The organism is Lysinibacillus sp. UBA5990 (assembly GCF_002429815.1).
In the GTDB taxonomy this organism is placed as follows: Bacteria; Bacillota; Bacilli; order Bacillales_A; family Planococcaceae; genus Lysinibacillus; species Lysinibacillus fusiformis.
Window position 1 is genome coordinate 789576 of sequence record NZ_DJAY01000015.1, and the last position, 20132, is coordinate 809707.

The 20132-nt window shown below is 37.9% G+C and carries 19 protein-coding genes; 12 read left to right on the plus strand and 7 right to left on the minus strand.

Annotation, left to right across the window (positions count from 1 at the left end):
• The first annotated feature begins 86 nt into the window (after positions 1–86).
• Positions 87–1427, plus strand: coding sequence for a branched-chain amino acid transport system II carrier protein (gene brnQ, locus B3D94_RS16290; protein WP_291758398.1), 1341 nt, complete (start codon positions 87–89; stop codon positions 1425–1427).
• A gap of 52 nt (positions 1428–1479) precedes the next feature.
• Here brnQ and B3D94_RS16295 read toward each other — a convergent pair whose 3' ends face one another.
• Positions 1480–2238: an SDR family oxidoreductase gene (locus B3D94_RS16295; protein WP_291758400.1), complete on the minus strand. Its 759-nt coding sequence runs from the start codon at positions 2236–2238 to the stop codon at positions 1480–1482.
• A gap of 156 nt (positions 2239–2394) precedes the next feature.
• Between B3D94_RS16295 and B3D94_RS16300 the strand changes: the two genes are divergently transcribed.
• Positions 2395–2976, plus strand: a complete 582-nt coding sequence (locus tag B3D94_RS16300; protein ID WP_069480882.1) for a TetR/AcrR family transcriptional regulator — start codon at positions 2395–2397, stop codon at positions 2974–2976.
• Between the two features lie 257 nt (positions 2977–3233).
• Here the strand turns inward: B3D94_RS16300 and B3D94_RS16305 are convergent, their stop codons facing one another.
• Positions 3234–4409 (minus strand): YhgE/Pip domain-containing protein, encoded by a 1176-nt coding sequence (locus tag B3D94_RS16305; RefSeq protein ID WP_291758402.1) that lies wholly within the window; start codon positions 4407–4409, stop codon positions 3234–3236.
• 57 nt (positions 4410–4466) lie between these two features.
• Entirely contained in the window at positions 4467–5048 is a 582-nt protein-coding gene (locus B3D94_RS16310) for a TetR/AcrR family transcriptional regulator (RefSeq protein WP_258268329.1), read from the minus strand.
• Positions 5049–5231: 183 nt separating this feature from the next.
• On the opposite strand from B3D94_RS16310, the gene B3D94_RS16315 reads away from it, so the two are divergent.
• The 9 genes from B3D94_RS16315 to B3D94_RS16355 all read left to right on the plus strand — a co-directional run bounded on the left by B3D94_RS16315 (position 5232) and on the right by B3D94_RS16355 (position 14346).
• Complete coding sequence (locus B3D94_RS16315) at positions 5232–5546, plus strand: PadR family transcriptional regulator (protein ID WP_069480885.1); 315 nt, start codon at positions 5232–5234, stop codon at positions 5544–5546.
• Position 5547: 1 nt separating this feature from the next.
• Complete coding sequence (locus B3D94_RS16320; protein WP_291758404.1) at positions 5548–6084, plus strand: DUF2812 domain-containing protein; 537 nt, start codon at positions 5548–5550, stop codon at positions 6082–6084.
• Positions 6085–6147: 63 nt separating this feature from the next.
• Positions 6148–6678, plus strand: a complete 531-nt coding sequence (locus B3D94_RS16325; protein ID WP_291758406.1) for a DUF2812 domain-containing protein — start codon at positions 6148–6150, stop codon at positions 6676–6678.
• Positions 6679–6691: 13 nt separating this feature from the next.
• Positions 6692–7597: an ABC transporter ATP-binding protein gene (locus B3D94_RS16330; RefSeq protein WP_291758408.1), complete on the plus strand. Its 906-nt coding sequence runs from the start codon at positions 6692–6694 to the stop codon at positions 7595–7597.
• Positions 7581–8825 carry an ABC transporter permease gene (locus B3D94_RS16335; RefSeq protein WP_291758410.1) on the plus strand — a complete coding sequence of 415 codons (1245 nt, stop codon included), beginning with the start codon at positions 7581–7583 and terminating at the stop codon, positions 8823–8825. The genes B3D94_RS16330 and B3D94_RS16335 overlap by 17 nt, the downstream gene beginning before the upstream one ends.
• Positions 8826–9047: 222 nt before the next feature.
• Positions 9048–10217, plus strand: coding sequence for a toxic anion resistance protein (locus B3D94_RS16340; protein ID WP_193831565.1), 1170 nt, complete (start codon positions 9048–9050; stop codon positions 10215–10217).
• 189 nt (positions 10218–10406) lie between these two features.
• Positions 10407–10952 (plus strand): hypothetical protein, encoded by a 546-nt coding sequence (locus B3D94_RS16345; RefSeq protein ID WP_083244639.1) that lies wholly within the window; start codon positions 10407–10409, stop codon positions 10950–10952.
• A gap of 129 nt (positions 10953–11081) precedes the next feature.
• Entirely contained in the window at positions 11082–11993 is a 912-nt protein-coding gene (gene rarD / locus B3D94_RS16350; RefSeq protein ID WP_069480892.1) for an EamA family transporter RarD, read from the plus strand.
• Between the two features lie 448 nt (positions 11994–12441).
• The gene (locus B3D94_RS16355) at positions 12442–14346 is read left to right on the plus strand and encodes an endonuclease MutS2 (RefSeq protein ID WP_291758414.1); all 1905 of its coding nucleotides are present in this window, start codon (positions 12442–12444) and stop codon (positions 14344–14346) included.
• 39 nt (positions 14347–14385) lie between these two features.
• Here B3D94_RS16355 and B3D94_RS16360 read toward each other — a convergent pair whose 3' ends face one another.
• The gene (locus tag B3D94_RS16360; RefSeq protein WP_291758416.1) at positions 14386–15636 is read right to left on the minus strand and encodes a helix-turn-helix domain-containing protein; all 1251 of its coding nucleotides are present in this window, start codon (positions 15634–15636) and stop codon (positions 14386–14388) included.
• A 122-nt stretch (positions 15637–15758) separates the two neighbouring features.
• Here B3D94_RS16360 and B3D94_RS16365 point away from each other — a divergent pair, with 122 nt between their 5' ends.
• Entirely contained in the window at positions 15759–17054 is a 1296-nt protein-coding gene (locus B3D94_RS16365; RefSeq protein ID WP_069480895.1) for an MFS transporter, read from the plus strand.
• 116 nt (positions 17055–17170) lie between these two features.
• Here the strand turns inward: B3D94_RS16365 and B3D94_RS16370 are convergent, their stop codons facing one another.
• From B3D94_RS16370 to B3D94_RS16380, 3 genes are read right to left on the minus strand one after another with little or no spacing between them, the layout of a single operon-like run.
• Complete coding sequence (locus B3D94_RS16370) at positions 17171–17887, minus strand: LutC/YkgG family protein (RefSeq protein WP_291758418.1); 717 nt, start codon at positions 17885–17887, stop codon at positions 17171–17173.
• The gene (locus tag B3D94_RS16375; protein ID WP_069480897.1) at positions 17884–19314 is read right to left on the minus strand and encodes a LutB/LldF family L-lactate oxidation iron-sulfur protein; all 1431 of its coding nucleotides are present in this window, start codon (positions 19312–19314) and stop codon (positions 17884–17886) included. The genes B3D94_RS16370 and B3D94_RS16375 overlap by 4 nt, the downstream gene beginning before the upstream one ends.
• Positions 19315–19329: 15 nt before the next feature.
• On the minus strand, positions 19330–20046 hold the full coding sequence (locus B3D94_RS16380; RefSeq protein WP_291758420.1) for a (Fe-S)-binding protein: 717 nt from the start codon (positions 20044–20046) through the stop codon (positions 19330–19332).
• Positions 20047–20132: the final 86 nt, after the last annotated feature.

Sequence of the window (20132 nt, forward strand, 5' to 3'; positions counted from 1 at the left end):
CTTGTTAACATAATTGAATTGTAATGAAAAATCATTCGATTAAAATAATTTGCTATAGTTAAAAACTTCTAAGGAGCACATCAATTATGCAACAAAAAATACCTTTCTCAACCTATGCAGTCATTGGCACTATGTTATTCGGGCTGTATTTTGGAGCAGGGAATCTTATCTTTCCAATCCAATTAGGTCAACTAGCAGGGACCAATTTTTGGCTTGGTTTAATCGGATTTTTAGTCACGGCTATCGGTCTACCATTCCTCGGAATTTTAGCGATTGGTTTATCAGGTAGTAACGGCTTACGCGATCTAGCGAGCCGTGTTCATCCCATCTTCGGTATTGTCTTTTCATTGGCTCTTTACTTAACAATTGGGCCATTTTTTGCCATTCCACGTACGGCGACCGTACCATTTGTTGTGGGCTTTGAGCCATATATTCAAGCACAACATGTTACATTATTACTTGCCGTGTTTAGCTTCATTTTTTTCGCCATCGTTTTTTATTTCTCGTTAAATCCAGCAAAAATTATGGATTACATTGGAAAATATTTAACACCGGCCTTTTTAATTGTGTTATTCATTTTAATTATTACGAGTATCGTAAAGCCGATGGGGGATTTCCAGCAACCGATGGGTGATTATATAGATGCTGCCTTTATGACAGGCTTTAAAGAGGGCTATAATACGATGGATGCTTTAGCTTCCCTTGCCTTCGGAATTGTGGTCATTCATGCAATTAAAAGTGCAGGCATTTCAGATCGGAAGGAAATAGCGAAGGCGACATGGACGTCAGGTATTTTTGCAATGGCCCTAATGATGCTTATTTATGGCCTGATTACGTACATGGGCGCTTCGAGTATTTCAGCTGTAGGTACCTTTGATAATGGTGGTTTAATTTTTGCCGCAGTGGCAGACCATTATTTCGGTTCATTCGGTGCTATTTTATTAGCCGTTATAATTGTTCTCGCTTGTTTAAAGACAAGTATCGGCTTAATCACTTCTTGTAGTGAATTTTTCCACGAAGTGTTTCCGAAGATTAGCTATAAATGGTTTGTATTTTTATTGTGTGTTGTATCCTTTGTCATTGCCAACTTCGGATTAAACAATATTATACAATTTGCCATCCCAGTTCTTATGTTCCTATATCCACTTGCGATTGTTTTAATTTTACTGGCTCTTAGCTCATCGTTCTTTCACAATAAGCAAGCGGTGTATGCCATCGCCATGATTTTCACATTTTTCATTAGCGTAATAGACGGCTATAAAGCCCTAGTAGTAAGTGTACCTGAAGCACAATTACGTGTATTTGATGCTGTAGAGAAGGCTTATTCATCAATTTTACCGTTTTATGATATTGGGTTAGGTTGGATATTGCCTGAGGTCATTGGAGCAATACTTGGGGCTCTAATTCCATCTAAAAAAATACTATAATTAAAAGTAAGCACGCACAGAAAATAATATCTGTGCGTGCTGCTTTACTATATTAGTAAGCTGTCCATCCACCATCAACAGCAATAACCTGTCCGTTCACAAAGCTTGCTTCATCAGAGCCAAGGAAAATTGCTAATTGAGCAACTTCCTCTGGTTGACCAGCACGAGGATTAATCGATAAACCAAGTGATTGGCGTGCTGCACCTGTTTGACTCATATTTGTCATGGAAGAGGCGATATTCGTCATAACTGCCCCTGGCGCAATACCATTGCAACGAATATTTTTATCCGCATACATAAAGGCTGTATTTTTAGTTAATCCAACAACAGCATGTTTAGACGCAGTGTAAGCAGCACCTGCACGTGCACCATATAAGCCACCAGCAGAAATATTATTGACAAAGACACCATGTCCTTGGGCAAGGAAAATGTCTGTTGCCATACGCATTGAGCGCATCACGGCTGTTGTATTAATCGCAAATACTTTATCCCAACGTTCATCAGAAATTTCTCCAACTGGCTCCATACCATCCATGATACCTGCATTATTGACTAGAATATCTAATTGTCCATAGTTACTTTTTGTTTCATCAAATAAACGTTGTAAGTCTTCTGTTGATGCGACATTTGTTTGAATGGCAAACGCTGTACCCCCAGCCGCTTGAATGCCTTCCACAACAGCTTGGGCACCATCTAAATTTAAATCTGAAACGACAACCTTAGCACCTTCTTTTGCATAACCTTCTGCTATAGCTTTCCCCATCCCTGAAGCTGCACCTGTTACAATTGCTACTTTACCTTCTAATCTCATCTCAAAGACCTCCTCATACTATTTTAGATAGATATTGAACATCTGTTCATTAAAATCATATAATAAATATGAAAGCGATTTCAATATGCAAAATATTTGAATGTGTTGAGTAATCAACACTTTTGGAAAAACTGTTTACTAAGGAGCTGAAAAAAATTGTCTACAACAGATTTAAGAATTATTAAAACAAAGCAAGCCTTACACGCCGCCTTATTGACCCTGCTAAGTCAAAAGCCATTGGAGCAAATATCCATTGCAGAAATATGTAGAGCGGCCAAGGTAAATAGGGGAACATTCTATTTGCATTACGAGCAAAAGGAAGGACTCTTTGAAGAATACTTTCAAGAAATTATGGAGGATTTATACCAATCCTACGAAGAACCTTACCGTGCCGTGCCAACATTGGATACACATCAACTTGATCCAAACACTATTCGTATTTTTCATCATATTGAACGCTTTAAAATGTTTTATCGTATCGTGTTTTCCAAAAACGTTCCATTGACATATTATTACATGCTGTTTGACGGAATTTACTCATTGCTAAAGAGAGACATCACCTTGCATCACGAACATCAAATAACAGAATCGATTTCGATTGATTATTATAGCGCCTACCAAGCAAACGCGATTATCGGACTCATTATTCAATGGTACCGTGGTGACTTTAGCGACAGCGTAAGCGTCTTAAATCAGCAACTCGCCGCGATTTTGAAAAATGTCCGAAGCGGCGGGTAGAGCATGAAAAGAGGTGATGAAACGCTTGAAATGAAGTGAAAAGATGAAATTGGTGGATAGGACGCCCGAAGTGTCGGATAGGGAGAAGAAAGTGGCGGATAGGACGCTCAAAGTGACGGATAGAGGAGAAAGAAAAGGGAAAAACGCTCCAAGTGATGGATAGAGTGTGAGAAAAGTATGATAGCTCACTCAAACTAACGGATAGCCCCACCCCGTTCATCCAGCAAATGAACAGAGCAATGGGCTATATAATACAACTAACTAGAGGTAAGAGCGGGCTTGATTGCCACGGTTATTGTAGCGATTACCAGAGTGACGAGTATGATGATGCCTAAGGAGCTACTGTTTTGTAGTAAATTATCGGCACTTCCCCCAAAAATGATAGTGTAATAGCCGTCGGCACCGTAAGTAGCGGGGAGCATGGCAGCTATTTGCTTGTAACCTTCAGAAAGCATGGTTTTAGGAACGAGCACTCCAGAGGTTACTAATTGGAGGGATAGGGCACAAATATTGAAGACCATGCCGATATTTCCAAAGAGAATGACGAAAACTTGTGCTAAACAAAGGAAAGCTAGGAACATCACAGATTGGAAGAGATAGATGGATAGAAAGCTTTCATTGCTCGAAATAGTAAATAGATGCATTAAACCGATTGTAAGGAATGGTAACGTGAGAGCGACTCCAACATTGAGCAACTGTCGTGCAAGGAACAATTGCCACTTTGAAACGCTACTTTGTACCATTTGTGCGGCTTGCTGATGTTGCATAATCATCACCATGGCCCCTACAAAGGAGGAGATAATGACCATAAGTGGGACAAAGTTTGCTGCAAATCCTTTTACATCATTCGTTTTAACGATGGTAGCATCGACGGTGTGATCTTTAATGGTCATCACGGTTGTTTGAACAGATGCGTTTATTTGCTTTGAGGTTTTTTGCTCAAATGGAAGCTGGGCAAATTGTTGGGAAAAAACCTCGATCGCCTGATTTTGTTGTAATGGGTAGAGCATTTGGTTCATTTCTTCTGTTAATTGCTTAGCTACACCATCCATCATGTTTTTCGCAACACTAGCATTGGCCTGATTAATCAAATAGATAATTTCAGCTTTTTCTCCCGCCTGAAGTTGATTCGTAAAATTAGCTGGAATTTGCATAATCATATTAATTTGGCGTTCATTTAGTGCTTGCTCTGCTTCCTTCATAGAGGAATATTCGTTTAACGTAAATGGAATGTTGTCCTTCATGTCCTTTACTATTTGCGTCCCCATTTCCGTATCTTCCGTCAACAAGCCTATCGATAATTGATCAGCTCGCTCATTGACACCGTCATAGGCTGTCATCCAAATTGTAAAGAAAATTAATTGAAAGGCAATCGTAGCAACAATGCCAATATATGTTTCACGAACTCTCAATAAACTTTGTAAACCTCTCATTTTTAACCCCCCCTTAATAAAGTAAGTACTTACTTGCATTGAAAGGAAAAATTTTTTCTAGGAAACGAGTCCCCTAGAAAAAATAGCAACACTTGTCTGTAATAGTTTTTCGGTTGGTATGTCAGACACCATAGTACCAAGACGGGCACGTGACATAAAATGACCAAAGTTAAGCGCAATAAGTGATAACGCTGCAGCTTCAAAATCAACCTCTCTTATCTTCCCTCGCTGTTGCATTTCTTGAAAGTACTGGCATAGTTCCTTTTTGATCAGAAGAGGAATATTTGCAATTTCCTCACTGATTTCAGGAAACTGAATGGACTCCTTAAAGCCGATCATCACCAAGTCTTTAATCGACATTAAAAATTCAAAATGCTTTAATGAGAAGTTGAATAAATCTTTTTCTAAATCCCACGTGACGTTTTGATTGATCTCCTGTTGTAAAAGGGGATAATACGAAAATTGTTCAACTATGGCTTTCAAGAGGCCACGCTTATTGCCAAAATGGCGAAAAAGTGTAACTTCATTAACGCCGGCTAATTCAGCAATCGTTTTCGTTGTGGCGGCAGTATAGCCCTTTTCACTAATCAATTGTAGAGCAGCTTCAACGATTCGTTCTGCGGTTCCCTTTGTTGTCAATCATAAACTTCCTTTCATGCAAGTAATCACTTACATACTAGCATAGTGCATGATTCTCTGCAACAAAGTAATTCGATTCAAGGAAATAATAGGAAAAAGAACATTGACAACTATATCGACTGCTGATATATTTTAAATGTATCGGCTGACGATATATTGGTGGACGATATAAAGGGGGATTGTATGACACAGGAGCATCCGCCGTTAACTGAAGGCGTTTATTATATTTTATTAGCTTTGTATGAGCCTAGACATGGTTATGGCATCATGCAATTAGTAGAGGAAATGAGTAGTGGGCGAGTTCGTTTAGGCGCAGGTACCATTTATGGGGCAATTAAAACTTTGCTTGAGCGAGGCTGGATTGAGGCGCTCGACGAGGATGGTCGCAAGAAAGAATATGTAATTACAGAAACTGGGAAAAAAGTAGTTGAATATGAAATTCTGAGATTGAGGGAACTTTTTGACAATGGTATCCGTATAACGAGAGGAGTTGAATAATATGCATAAATATCGTTTAATGATTAATCCATATGCAATTGAAAATTGGGTCAATAACCTGGCTTGCCAGGGCTGGCATCTGAAAAAGTTTACATGGATTCGTTTTACGTTTGAACGTGGAGAACCAGGCAGCTATATTTATCGCCATGATGAATTAGAGCGATTTGGCACTTACTACGAAGAGGATTATCTAACATTTTTAGAAAGTACTGGCATTGAACAAGTTGATCGCTCTGGCAATTTTGTGTTTTTTAGAAAAGCTGCCCAGGGAGGTCCGTTTGAGCTTTATACGGATAAAAAAACTAAAATAGGAAGCCTATCAAAAAAGATGGCACTCTTTTTCTCTCTTATTCTACTTAATTTATATTTTGGTATTTCAGGCTTGATTGGCGATTTTTCTTATGAAATGACGAATTGGATAGGATTTATCTTACATAGCTTTAATCTAATTATAGTCATATTATTCTCTTTCCCATTATATAGGCTTAGACGTGTACGTAATCGATTGAAGAAAGAGTTAAATATATTTTCAGATTAGTGGACGTCTATTATTTTCTGGGAAATCAGAAAATAGCAAAAAATCTATTAGGGGTGAGAAAGGATGGAAAAAAGAATATACCGTTTTTTTATAGATTATGAAAAGGAAGAACGGTGGGTCAATGAAATGGCAGAACGGGGGTGGAATCTAAAAAAAGCAGTTGTAGGTTATTTTGTCTTTGAAAAAGGAATGCCACAACAATATATTTATCGGAATGAATTTGTAAGTAGGAAATCGAAGGACTATTTTGAGTTTCTAGAGGCGATGAATATAGAATGTGTGCACAAATTCGGTGTTTGGGCGTATTACCGAAAACCAAAGGCTGAAGGGCCATTTGAATTATTCTCAGATACTACCTCTAAAATTAGCTATTTAAAGTCGATGAATCGTATTTTTATAGTACTGTTGTTATTCAATATCGTAGCTGGTCTTTATAATTTTTCAATGGGAGCTTGGGGACCTTCTGTAACAATCGTCAACACTAGTGTAGGATGCTTAAATTTTATCGTATCCATAATGTTGTGTATTTCTATTTTAAAAAATGAAAACCGTAAAAAAAGATTGAAAGAAAATTTACAAATATTCGAAGGATAAGGAGGATGACAACATGACTTTACAGTTACAGCATGTCACGAAGAAGTATAAGGATTTTACGGCTGTAGATGGATTGAATTTTACAATTGAAAAAGGTGAAATCTTTGGTCTGATTGGTCAAAATGGTGCAGGGAAAACAACTACCTTCCGTATGATTTTAGATTTACAGGAGACAACGGCAGGTACGATTACTTGGAATGGTCAGCCAGTTAATGCGATTAACCGAGATGTCTTAGGATATTTACCTGAGGAACGTGGTATTTTTCCAACGATGAAAGTCGAGGAGCAATTGTACTTTTTTGGTGAGTTACGTGGTATGAAAAAAGCCGAGCTGAAAAAGGAAATTGATTTTTGGATTCAACGTTTTGAGCTGGAAGAAAAACGAAAAGATAAGGCTGAAACACTATCAAAGGGGAACCAGCAAAAAGTACAGCTTATTGCTAGCTTTATCCATAAACCAGAATTTTTAATTTTGGATGAACCGTTTAGTGGATTGGACCCGGTTAATAAAGACTTACTGAAGGATGCCATTTTACTTTTAAAGGAACAAGGTACAACAATTTTGTTCTCTAGTCACCAAATGGATAATGTTGAGGAACTTTGTGATCACTTATGCCTATTAAAAAGAGGTGTTTCTTTATTTTCTGGTAGCCTACTAGATTTAAAGAAACAATATGGCAAAACAAAACTGGCAGTACGGACAGATTGGTCAACAACACAGCTATTGGCGTTAGAGGGCGTTAAGGATGTGCGTGTAGAGAAGGAACAAACGGTTCTAACATTAACGGATGAAAACTTTGCCCAAAGTATTTTTGAGCAGCTTTCCAATGGAAAGTATATTGAAAAATTCAGCCTGGATTATTTATCATTAGATGAAATCTTTAAAGATAAGGTAGGTGGCAATGTTGTCGAAGTTTAATTTATTGATGAAACAATTATATAAATCAAAAATAAAATCAAAATCCTTTATTTTAATGACATGTTTATATGTCCTTGTTATGTCTGTAGCTGTTTTCTGGTCTGAAATTAAAGAGCTATTTACAGGTGATGATGAAGCACAGCAAATTGCCATTATCAATGAGACATCCGCTGATTTAAGTGGTATCTTTGTTTCTAATGGGGATATGGCCTTTATCCAAGATGAAAAGGATATACCGACACTTGAAAAAAAAGTGAAGGATGGCAAACTAGATGCCATTGTGACGATTAATGATCAAGGTGGTCAGCTACAAGCAGAAATTGCTACGTTTACACCACTGAAATTAAACGATCAATCGACATTGTCATCCTTATTGCAATATGCTGGTCAGCACTATGCGGTACAGCAATTATCGCTTTCACCCGAACAGGCAGCACAAATTATGGCTGCTCAAACTACGATTTCCACTAAAAATTTAAATGAGGAATCAACGGGTGGAAAAAGTGAGGAAGAAAAGCAATCAGGATTAGTTGTTTCCTATGCAGTTGGTATTTTAATTTATTTCTTTATTTCTACATTCCTATCTATGATTACTACTGAAATTGCCTCTGAAAAGGGTTCACGAGCAATGGAAATGCTTTTAGTAAGTGTCAAACCAACTACTCATTTTAAAGCAAAAATTGCAGGTGTATTATTGCTTGCTTTAACACAGATGGGTATTCTTGTAGCAGTATTTCTAATCTATGCTAAGCTCGTAAAAGGAGGGATCGTTTGGGATGCGGCTGCCAGCATTGTCAAAGAATTGTCTGTTGGCTATGTCATCTATGCCATCGTATTCCTATTGCTAACGGTTATCCTGTATCTTATCATTGGCGCATTATTCGGCTCATTAGTATCGAAAGTAGAAGAAGCAGGTCAGGTATTAATGCCAGCCATGATTATTACGATTATCGGCTTCTATGTCATGCTAACAGGGATGGGTAATCCAGATACAATCATCATTAAAATATTCTCTTATATCCCGTTAACATCAGGGATGATCATGCCAATGAGGATTGGTGCTACAGATATCGGAGGGATAGTTCCAATGCTATCTTTAGGTATTTTAATCGCAACGATTATAGTCGTGTACCTATTTAGTTTATCGTTCTATAAACGCAGTGTACTGACATATAGCTCAGGCGGTGTGATTCAAAAAATTAAAACAGTTTTAAAGGTAACCACTTAAATGATAAGCAGCTACACGATGATGTAGCTGCTTTTTGGTTGTTTCGTGCCAATGTTAGAAAACAATGTAAAGGAATTTGCATAATCAGTCGAATTTTGTTTAGAAAGAAGCTATAATTTAAAAAAGAGCTTGAAATTGGCTTTGTCTTTCTATCGGAAATGAAACCTTTTTCCAAGGTAATCGTAAGTAAATTGTAGAGATAAATTGCAGGGGGTAAAACGTATGTCTGAATTCAACAATGATCTTTTAAAATCCAAGGACCCATTCGCTACTGAAAATCCTTTATTACAGCCTAATCCACTAATGCAACAAGAGCCTGAACAAAAGCCGGTACTTGTATCTGAGCAAGAGTTATCACAAATTGCGCAAAACCAGCTTATGTTAAAGAAAGATCCAGAGGTTCATGCACTTGCTCAACGAATTGATGTTAAAGATCAAATTGCCATGCTAGAGCTGGGGAAAGAAACAGCAAGTGGCATTTCTACTTTTTCAGATAAAATGCTGGCTACTATGAAGTCCAGCAAACTAGAAGAATCGAGTGTCCTATTAAATAATCTCAATAAAATTATGGATAAATTTGATCCTCAAGATTTCTCGGAGGAGAAAAAGGGTGGCTTCATCTCCAAGCTCTTTAATAAAGGAAAAGAGCAATTGGAAAGATTTTTATCTAAATATGACAGCATGAATAAGGAAGTAGATGTCATTTACCGCGAAATTCAAAAATATGAAGGTGAAATGAAACGTAATACAATTGATCTTGAAAATCTATACGATCAAAATTTAAATTACTTCCAATCTTTAAGTAAATTTGTCGCTGCGATTGAAGTAAAGATAGAAGATGTTCGTTCAACATTACCAGCCCTTGAACAAAAGGCTCAGACGGGTGATCAATTAGCAGCAATGGAATATGAAACAATGCTGCGTGCAGTGGAATTATTAGAGCAACGTCGCTATGATTTAGAAATGGCGCAGCAAGTGTCATTCCAATCTGCACCTCAAATACGTTTAATGCAGCAGGGTAATAACCATTTAATTGCGAAGATTAATTCAGCCTTTGTGACGACAATCCCTATTTTTAAACAAGGTTTAATTCATGCCGTTACTTTAAAGCGTCAAAAGCTTATTTCCGATTCTATGGTTGAGCTAGATCGACGTACGAATGAAATGCTTGTGCGCAATGCTGAAAACATTAGTAAAAATAGCGTTAATATTGCACGTGCAGCAGGTAGCCCGAGCATAAAAATTGAAACTATTGAAACAACATGGCAAACAATTATGGCAGGTATTCAAGAAACGAAGCAAATTCAAGCTGAAACAGCTAGAAGTCGTGAAGAAGGTCGTAAACGTATTGAACGTTTGCAATTAGAATATGAAAAATTGAAAAAAATGTAATACTCGAAGCTTCTTGTAGAAATTTTTGCAAGAAGCTTTTTTATTTTGTATGCAGTAAATGTTCTTTGACAAAATGGAAAATACTGATTATGATAAAATTAAATGAGAATGATTATCAAATGAAAAAGGAAGCGAACAGATGTTATACAAAGCAATACGATTACATGAAATCATTCGTGGAGGAGTGAAATGATGACCAATAAAATAAAATCCTCTACATTGTCGTATGAGCGTTTTGAAGATGGAACGCTTGCTCTTAGCGCAACTGAAACTTTAATGCTTATTCCACAAAGCCGTTATTTAGAGTTATTGCATAAGGAAAAAGTGTATAGTGCGAGACATACAGATTTAGATCATAAGCAAAATGGGATAGAACAAGAACGAAAAACATTAAAAAAACAAAATGCAGTATTGACAGAGGACTTGCAAAAATCTAAGCAGCAAAACATTGTCCTTCAAAAAAAAGTAACGGAATATAATTGTGTTGTAGAGGAAATGCAGGTGCTCCGCCAACAAAATACAGAGCTATTAATTGAACTGAGTAAATATACGTCCTTGTCTAGAGAGTCATTAACGGGACCTCTTAAGTCAATGATCCGAAATATGCGAGAGCAAGGGGTTGGCATAAAGGAAATCCACATACGCATCAAACGCCAAATCAATCCAGATATTAGCTATAGTACAGTGCGCAAATATATCTCAGAGCTAGAATCAGAGCAGAACGATGGACGGTGATCTAAGAAGTTTAGAAGTTTTGCATTTACAGTTGCCACTCAAAGCCCTATAATAAGTCTATTCTTTAACTAGTTTAATATTATGTGAGGTCGCAATTGATTTCACTATGAGTAGGGAGCGTTAGTGGCAATGTCAAATGAGAAAAAAGGGGTTTTGGCGGCATTTTTTGCCTATGTCTTTTGGGGTGCCTTTCCTCTCTATTGGAAACTACTTGAACATGTACCAAGCATGGAGATTTTATTATCCCGAGTGATTTGGTCGTTTGTCTTTACTGTACTGGCTGTCATCGTATTTCGAATGCGTAAAGACCTTATCGCTGACTTAAAATATTTATGGTCACATCAAAAGCATTTCTGGCAGCTTGCGGGTGCCTCCTTCGTCATTTCAATGAACTGGTACTTGTATATTTGGGCAGTAACCCATAACCATTTAATTGAGACAAGCTTAGGCTATTACATTAATCCGCTCATATCTGTTATTTTTGGAGTGATTTTCTTTAAAGAATCGTTGAGTCGCGCACAATGGGTAGCGACAGGAATTGCCTTTATGGCTGTTATTATTTTAACGATCAATTATGGCTCTGTACCATGGGTAGCACTATTGATTGCGCTATCTTTTGCGATATACGGCGTATTGAAAAAGAAAATTACACTGGATGCAACGAGAGGATTAGCTATTGAAACATTATTAATCCTACCATTTGCTTTAGGCTATTATGTGTATCTATTTACAACCCATCAAGCTTCGTTTTTACATGTAGACGTAAAAACAGATATCTTGATGATTTTCAGTGGTTTAGTAACAGCTGTGCCACTCATCCTATTTGCAAAAGGTGCACAAAATATTCCATTGTATTTATTGGGCTTTATTCAATATGTTTCACCAACCATTGTATTGATTTTAGGTATCGTACTGTATAAAGAGCCATTTAGTCAGATAGAGCTTTTGGCATTTAGCATCATTTGGGCAGCATTATTACTATTCTCAGGTTCCAAGATTATAGAAACAAGAAAAGCCCATCATAAATCAGTAGACTTGTAGAATTTTCTACAAGTCTTTTTTTGTTAAATGGACAACGCACCTTTACAATTTAGTCAGCATATAGTAAGATGATGTCAATAATTAGATAACAATGATAAAAATTGAGAGGTGCTTTTTGTGAGTGCGGTAGGTTCTAACTAGGTAAAAATTAAATGAAATAAATGATATGGCGACGGGGGATATAGGTCATGAACAGACCCCTTATTTGCTCATGGATTTATTTCAAAACCTATGTAGATACCTACAATACTTTATCAAGCGGTGCATATATGGATGAAACTTCTGAAAATGAGGTTTTATTTGTAGTGCTATGAACACTCGCCTTTTGAAGATAGAGCTGTGGGGGATTCCTCACAGCTTTTTTTAGTTTGTTTAACACTTCATTGCTATCTAATATTGGGTAGGTATCTTCATGAATGATAAATATCAGAATGAGGAGCATATACAAATGAATTTTACTACGCTAGAGAAGTTACAATACCAAGAATTAAAAGATATCGTTAAATCCTATTGTGTAAGTGGATTGGGTAAACAGTTATTAGATAAATTAATGCCAAGCTCAAACTTAGCAGTTGTAAAAACTCGCTTGAATGAAACAACTGAGGCACGGGTAATCGTAGACGCGGAGGGTCATGTCCCATTTCTAGGTGTATCCAATATTGAGCATATCATGACCAAACTGGCAAAAGGGATGATCTTGGACCCTAGTGAGCTCATCAGCATGTCAGACTTTTTACGAGGCTGTCGTAACATTAAAAAATTTATGTTGGATAAGGAATTTTTTGCGCCAGTTCTTTCATCTTACGCGCATTCGATGGCTGAATTTAAAAGTGTGGAAGAAGAAATTAATTTTGCCATAAAAGCTAATCGTGTTGATTCAGCTGCTAGTCGCGAATTGAAGCGGATTCGTCATCATATCGAAACGACAGAGGAAAAAATAAAAGAACGCTTAACAAAATTCCTGAACAATAGTGCCAATAAAACGTATATACAGGAGTTCTTTATTAGTCAAAAGGATGATCGCTATACAATTCCAATTAAGGCTTCCTATAAAAATCATGTACAGGGGACGATAGTGGAAATCTCCTCAAAGGGTGCAACCGTTTTTATGGAGCCAAGTGTGGTCGCTAAATTAAATGGAGAATTAGCTACTTTAAAGGCTGAAGAGGCGGTGGAGGAGTATCAGATTTTAGCATCTTTATCAGGGCTTTTAATAGATCATCTTCACGCCCTCCATATTAATATGGAGCTGATTAGCCAATATGATATGGTTTTTGCTAAAGCAAAATTTAGTAAACAAATTGACGGCATGGAGCCACGCCTCAATGATTATGGCTACATCCAAGTAATCAATGGTCGACATCCTTTATTACCAGGAAATGCTGTGCCACTTCAATTTACGATTGGAAAAGATTATAGAAGTCTAATTATTACTGGACCAAACGCAGGCGGGAAAACGGTCGTGTTGAAAACAATTGGCTTATTAACATTGGCGACAATGTCCGGCTTTCATATCGTGGCAGATGAGGGCACTGAATTGGCTATATTCGATCATATCTTTGTCGATATAGGTGACAATCAAAGTATGGAAAATGCGCTAAGTACGTTTTCATCACATATGAAAAATCTCTCCGACATTATGAGAGCATCCAATAACCATACGCTATTATTATTTGATGAAATCGGCAGTGGTACTGAGCCGAATGAAGGTGCGGCACTGGCTATTGCGATTTTGGAAGAGTTCTATCAAATGGGCTGTATGACAGTAGCGACAACACATTACGGAGAAATTAAACGATTTTCAGAGATGCATCCAGACTTTATGAATGCGGCTATGCGATTTAATAGTGAAACATTAGAGCCCTTGTATCAGTTAATGATTGGCACGTCTGGAGAGAGTAATGCTCTTTGGATTTCTAAAAAAATGAATGTCCGTGCAGAGGTTTTGCAACGAGCACAGGATTATATGGATAATAAGGATTATCAGCTGACTCGGGTGCAGGATAGTAAAATTCGTAAGCCGAAAGAAGGGAAAGCTGGCAGGGCAGCAATCATTAAATTTGCCAAAGGGGATCGTGTGAAATTATTGGATCATGATGATGTCGGGCTTGTTTATCAAGAGATGAATCAATTCTATAATGTCACTGTCTACTATAAGGGTCAAATGCTAGAGGTTCATGTGAAACGACTTGCATTAGAGCTACCGGCAACCGAATTATACCCTGAAGGATATGATCTTGAGACCTTATTTGTCGACTATCAAGAACGTAAGCTTCAGCATGATATTGAGCGTGGTTCTAAAAAAGCATTGCGCAAAATTCATAAGCAAATAAAAGAAGATCAGCAAAAGTAAAAACAAGGGATTGCACGAAGTAGTGCAATCCCTTTCATATTAAGATGTAGAATCGATCTGTGCCTTAATCGTCAGATAGACTTCTTCGATTTTGCGTTTATAAGGTAAATCAACTAAATCCAGTGAATCGTTGTATGCCATTTTTGCGATGTCATAGGCGGTTGTCAGTTCCCCGAAATGGGCATAGCAAAGGGCCTTATAGGAAAAGCATTCATTTAAGCCTAAAATATCATATGGATGGCTGACGAAAATAGGTGTTGCTTGGAAATGCTCAAACGCAGTCCTTGCCTCCTCATAACGACCGAGTAAATATAAGGACTTTCCTTTTTCCGCATAATAATAGTTTGAATCCAAAATTTCTAAATCCTCATGCTTGAGCTCATTAAAGCTCTCGATTTCTATTAACGCCTGCTCATAATTAAACATGTAATTATTATAATAATGTGCCCGTAAAATATAGATTAAAGCATCTACTAGTGCGCGTTCGGCAAATGCCCGATATTGCTCTAGCTTCATAAACATATGCTCAGCTTGTTCAAAGTCATGGTCAATCATTGCACAATAAGCGCCGATACGATACATATCATCAATTTTATAGAACAGTTGGTTTTTATGAGCATTTGTAATGGTTTCGTTTATCAATTTTTTCCCTACCTCATGTTCTCCGATGGCAAGCTGTAAAATGCTTGTATAATAAGCCATTAATAAAGCGTCACGAGAATCAAACTGATAATCCTCTTGTTCAATAATTTCTTGCGCCTGTAAAATACAGGCATAGGCCAAGTCATATTGACGTTTTTCCGCCAATATGTTCATTTGCAGGATGAATGTTTTGAACCAATGGCTAAGTAAATTAATCTCCTTAAAGATAGTGCGAGCTTGAAGGAGGGATGTTTCCCATGAAGTTAATCCCATTTCATACTGTGTGACAGCATATATATACAATAAACGGCCTGCTTCGTAACTATCAGGAAGGCCCTCTACTGATGGTTTTATCAAATCAACAATTTCTTGATGACGAACTATGTCTCCCCATTTTACCTCTGCAAATAAAATTTCTACCTGCTCTAAAAGTGAACGAATGGATGAGGGGGCTACTTCTTCGAGTAATTCACTAGCCTTTACACCTAACCGTTCAGCAATATAGTCAAGACTTTCCATAGAGGGCTTGGCCTTTTCATTTTCTATTTGACTTAGCATTCCTTTTGTTAGACGATCACCGGCAAGCGCCTCTAATGTTAATTTTTTTTCTTTCCTTAATTTGCGAATTCGTGCGCCTAGAGAGTTCACTGCCTCGCCTCCTTTTGTTTAATTATATTAAACTTTTCCTTGCGTGGGAAGAGGAAGCTATGGTATATTTTGTTTAATAAAATTAAACTTTTTAATTTAGTTAAAAACGGAGGGGTTTTGAGATGAATGAAGCGGAGAAATTAAAAAAGGCGACCTATCATTTATGGACATTTACAGCGAGTAAAATGATTGCCATGCTAGGGGCACATGTCATGGCGTTTGGTTTTAGCCTATATATATTAGCCATGACAGGGTCCGCCATGAGCTTTGCGACTAATATGATTTGTTCTGTGTTACCTCGTGCTCTCGTAGCGCCTTTGGCAGGTTATGTAGCGGATAATTTTTCAAAAAAACGAACGATTTTATTAGCACAGGCAGGGACCATTTTGACCGTAGGGGGATTACTGATTTATACAGAAACGGTAGGGATGTCGGTATATGCTATTTACATAGCTACAGTCTTTAATACAATATGTTCCGCATTTTCAGGGGTCACGTTTTCATCTGCAATTGCTACACTTGTAAATCCAGAACGTTTACAGCGTGCGATGTCATTTAATCAATTATCAATGTCGGTGGCTGCCATTGGGGGACCAGTCATTGGCGGCATGATGTATGGATTTTTCAATATTGACGTATTTTTAATGGTTAATATCGTAGCGTATATCATGGCGTTTTGCTTAGAGGCAACAATGGATTTTAAACTCTATAGTACAAGAGGAGAAGATGTAAAGAAGGAAAAAGTGTGGGAAGGGCTTAAAGGCGGCTTCTATTATATCAAACAGCGTAAAGTCATAAAAACAATCATGTGGGTGGCATTATGGATTAATCTATTCTTTTCTGCCATCGCTGTTGGAGGAACGTTTATTATCATTGAATTGCTAAAAGTAAAATCAACGCATTTTGGTTTTATTCAGGCATCAGGTGCAGGGGGTATGCTTATAGCTTCTCTTTATTTCGCGACAAGACCAGAAGTCAAAGCACCATTACGTTTCTCAAAAATAAGCTTATTACTGTTAGCAGGTAGTCTAGCCTTAGCAATCATTCCATTAGTCACGAATTTTTCCTATATCGCGATTGTTAGTTTTTATCTAATCATTTATTTTATTTTCGCCATTTTCGAAATGGGTATTAATATGCCAATAGGGGTCTATATGCAAAAAAACATCTCAGAAGAATTCCGCGGACGCGTTTTCGGTCTGATGGAAACAATGGCAATGTCCATGATGCCAATTGGTATGGTTGTATATGGAGTATTATACGATGCTATACCAGCCACGATCATATTGCCTGTTACAAGCGTCATAATCATTACGATTTCACTTGTGATGCTACGTACTTCCATCTTAAAAGAAGCACATCCAGAGTATTATGAAAAAGAAGACATAACAAAAAGCGTGCCTCATTCAACAACATAAATGCATGTCTATGACTATAGAGTAAAAGCTATCGTGACGTCACGATAGCTTTTGTTTTCTTTCTATAAGAGTACTGCAACCGCCTGAAGTAGCAAATACCAACAACTTTAATGAGCTTAGCGATCCTCGATGACGATATAGGTGGCTTGAATTGGCCCATGTACACCAACGATTAAAATCATTTCGATATCCGCTGAGTTACTAGGACCTGTAATGAAGTTAATACAAGAAGGAATTTTTTCTCCATTTTTGATTTTTTCACGAATCCACTGTGCTGCTTGTGTCATACGTGGAACAATTGTACTTTTCGGGATTAAAATGATTGATTTTTTAGGTAAGAAGCTAATACTTCTTCCTTGATCCCTACTGCTAAAAAGTACAGCCGTCCCTGATTCAGCAAGTGTCATCTCGCTAATGGTCAAACCAATATTGGCTTTTTCAGCATAGTGAATATTTTCCTCTGGTTGCTGTGAATTCCATTCATAATATTGAATATTAGACTGCGGCCATTTTTCTGTCATTAATTTAGATAGTCCGTAATCTTGAAATCGTTCATCCTTAGAAGTAATGACGGATTGTCCGCCATAATGGTCCACAACAGATTGAAGATCTTGAGGAAGCTTGGCACAATTGGAAATCACGATATTCGTATGAATGTTGGCGCATTGTTTCATGAAAATCTCTAGTAATTCGTCGCTTGTAGCATCTTTTAATGTACGATTTTGTGGTTGATACTGCCAAGTGGGGCGTTGAAGCGTTGTAATAGGTGAACGCCCAAACTGCTGTGCAATGTTTGCTAAAAAATTCTCTCGATCCAGAATGGTACCCGTCATGATTCCTCATCTCCTTTTGTGCGGTGTTTCATCCAATCTCTGAAACTGTTTTTATTCGGTGCAGGGAAATCTCGTGCTTCAGTCCATGCTTTTAAAGGACCTGGACCTTTAGTAATCGTATGGTCTTTCGTGAATGGAGCCATTGCAGGAGCGGCCATTTTTGTAGCTATTTTATACAAAGTAGGAGAAGATGCCCCTAAGCCAAATGCCTTCATTAATAGCTTTTCGGAAACGGGTGCTTTGCCTTCATTTTCAACGATGACCTGACGATGTCTATGAATAAGCTGATGTAAAGGTATTTTTACGGGGCAAGCATCCGTACAGGCACCACATAGCGTTGAGGCATAGGGGAGCTCTTTAAAATCATCATAGCCTCCTAATAATGGAGAAAGGACCACACCAACAGGGCCCGAATAGATAGAGCCATACGTATGCCCACCTACATGACGATAAACAGGGCAAGCATTGACACAGGCGGCACAGCGAATGCATTGTAAAATAGGCTGAAATTCACCACCAAGAATGGCAGAGCGACCATTATCCACTATGACTAAATGGAATTCTTCAGGCCCATCTGTATCATCCTCATCTTTAATTCCTGTAAGCGTGGTAATATAGCTTGTCAGCTTTTGACCTACAGCACTACGTGTTAATAAGCTAACAAGAACCTCCATTTCTTCAAAGGTAGGAACAATTCTTTCCATACCCATAACAGTGACTTGAGTTTTTGGCAGAGCCGTAACTAAATCAGCATTGCCTTCATTGGTGACTAGAGTAATCGATCCACTTTCAGCAATGGCAAAATTACAGCCTGTTATACCGATATCGGCAGTTAAATATTCATCGCGTAGTTTTTCACGCACATAAAGAGCAAGCTCCTCGGGCTTTTCCGATTGATCGTAACCCTGTTTTTCTTTAAACACATCTCGAATTTGCTCTTTGTTTTTATGCAGAGCAGGAGCCACAATATGGGATGGAGGTTCGTGATCTGCAACCTGCAAAATGTATTCACCTAAGTCCGTTTCTATCACTTCACAGCCTAGTTCCTCTAAAGCAGCATTAAGGTTAATTTCCTCGGTTACCATTGATTTTGACTTAACAATTTTAGAGGCATTTTTCTTTTTCGCAATATCTTGAATATAAGCTGTCGCTTCTTGAGCAGTTTGAGCAAAGCAAACATGGCCACCTCTTGTGGCAACATTTTCACTTAATTGGTAAAGGTAATAATCTAGATTTTCTAAAACATGTTTACGTATTTCCTCTCCATGTGAACGCCATTCTTCCCAATCTCCAAGTTCCTGAATTTGTTGTAGACGACGAGTTTGAAAGCGCTCCTGAGCATTAGAAACAGCACTACGCATAAATGGATTGTCAAGCTCATTTGTGACACGGTCCTGAAAGCGTTCATTACTAGTTTTCATGGCCATTAATGTTTCCCCCTCTTATCGGCAATTTAAAACCTCTGCAATATGCATCACTTTAATCGGTTTACCTTGGCGATGAATACGGCCACCAATATTGATTAAACAGCCAGCATCTGCTCCAATTAAATAATCCGCCCCTGTTTCCTCTACATGGTGGACCTTTTCATGAACCATTTCGCCAGAAATATTGCCCATTTTGACAGAGAATGTACCACCAAACCCACAGCACCTATCTTTTCCGGGGAGCTCCACATACTGTAAACCATCGACGTTTTGTAATAACTTTATTGGAGCCTCAGTCACTCCAAGGAGTCGAGTCATATGGCAGGATGTATGGTAAGTAGCTTTGCCCTCTAATTGTGCTCCAACATCCTCCAGCTTTAATACATTGACAATAAATTCAGTAAATTCATATGTTTTGGCTGCCAATGCACTTGCTTTTGATTCCCATACAGGATCTCCCTTAAAAACCTCTGGATATTCCTTAAACATATAAGTACAAGAACCAGAGGGGGAAACAACGTATTCGGCATGCTCGAAGGCAGTGATCATTCTTTTCATCGCACTTTTGGATTCTTTCACATAGCCACTATTATAGGCAGGCTGTCCACAGCAAATTTGCTGCTCAGGAAAATCAATTTCACAGCCAAGTCTTTCTAATACTTCCACAACGGCTTTCCCGACATCTCCTTGAAACATATCTACTAGGCAAGTAGCAAAGAGAGTTACTTTCATATGCATCGCTCCTTTTTATAAACAACAGGTCATCAGATGACTTATAGCTATATGTATCATACTACAAATTTTTCTAAGAAAGAAGG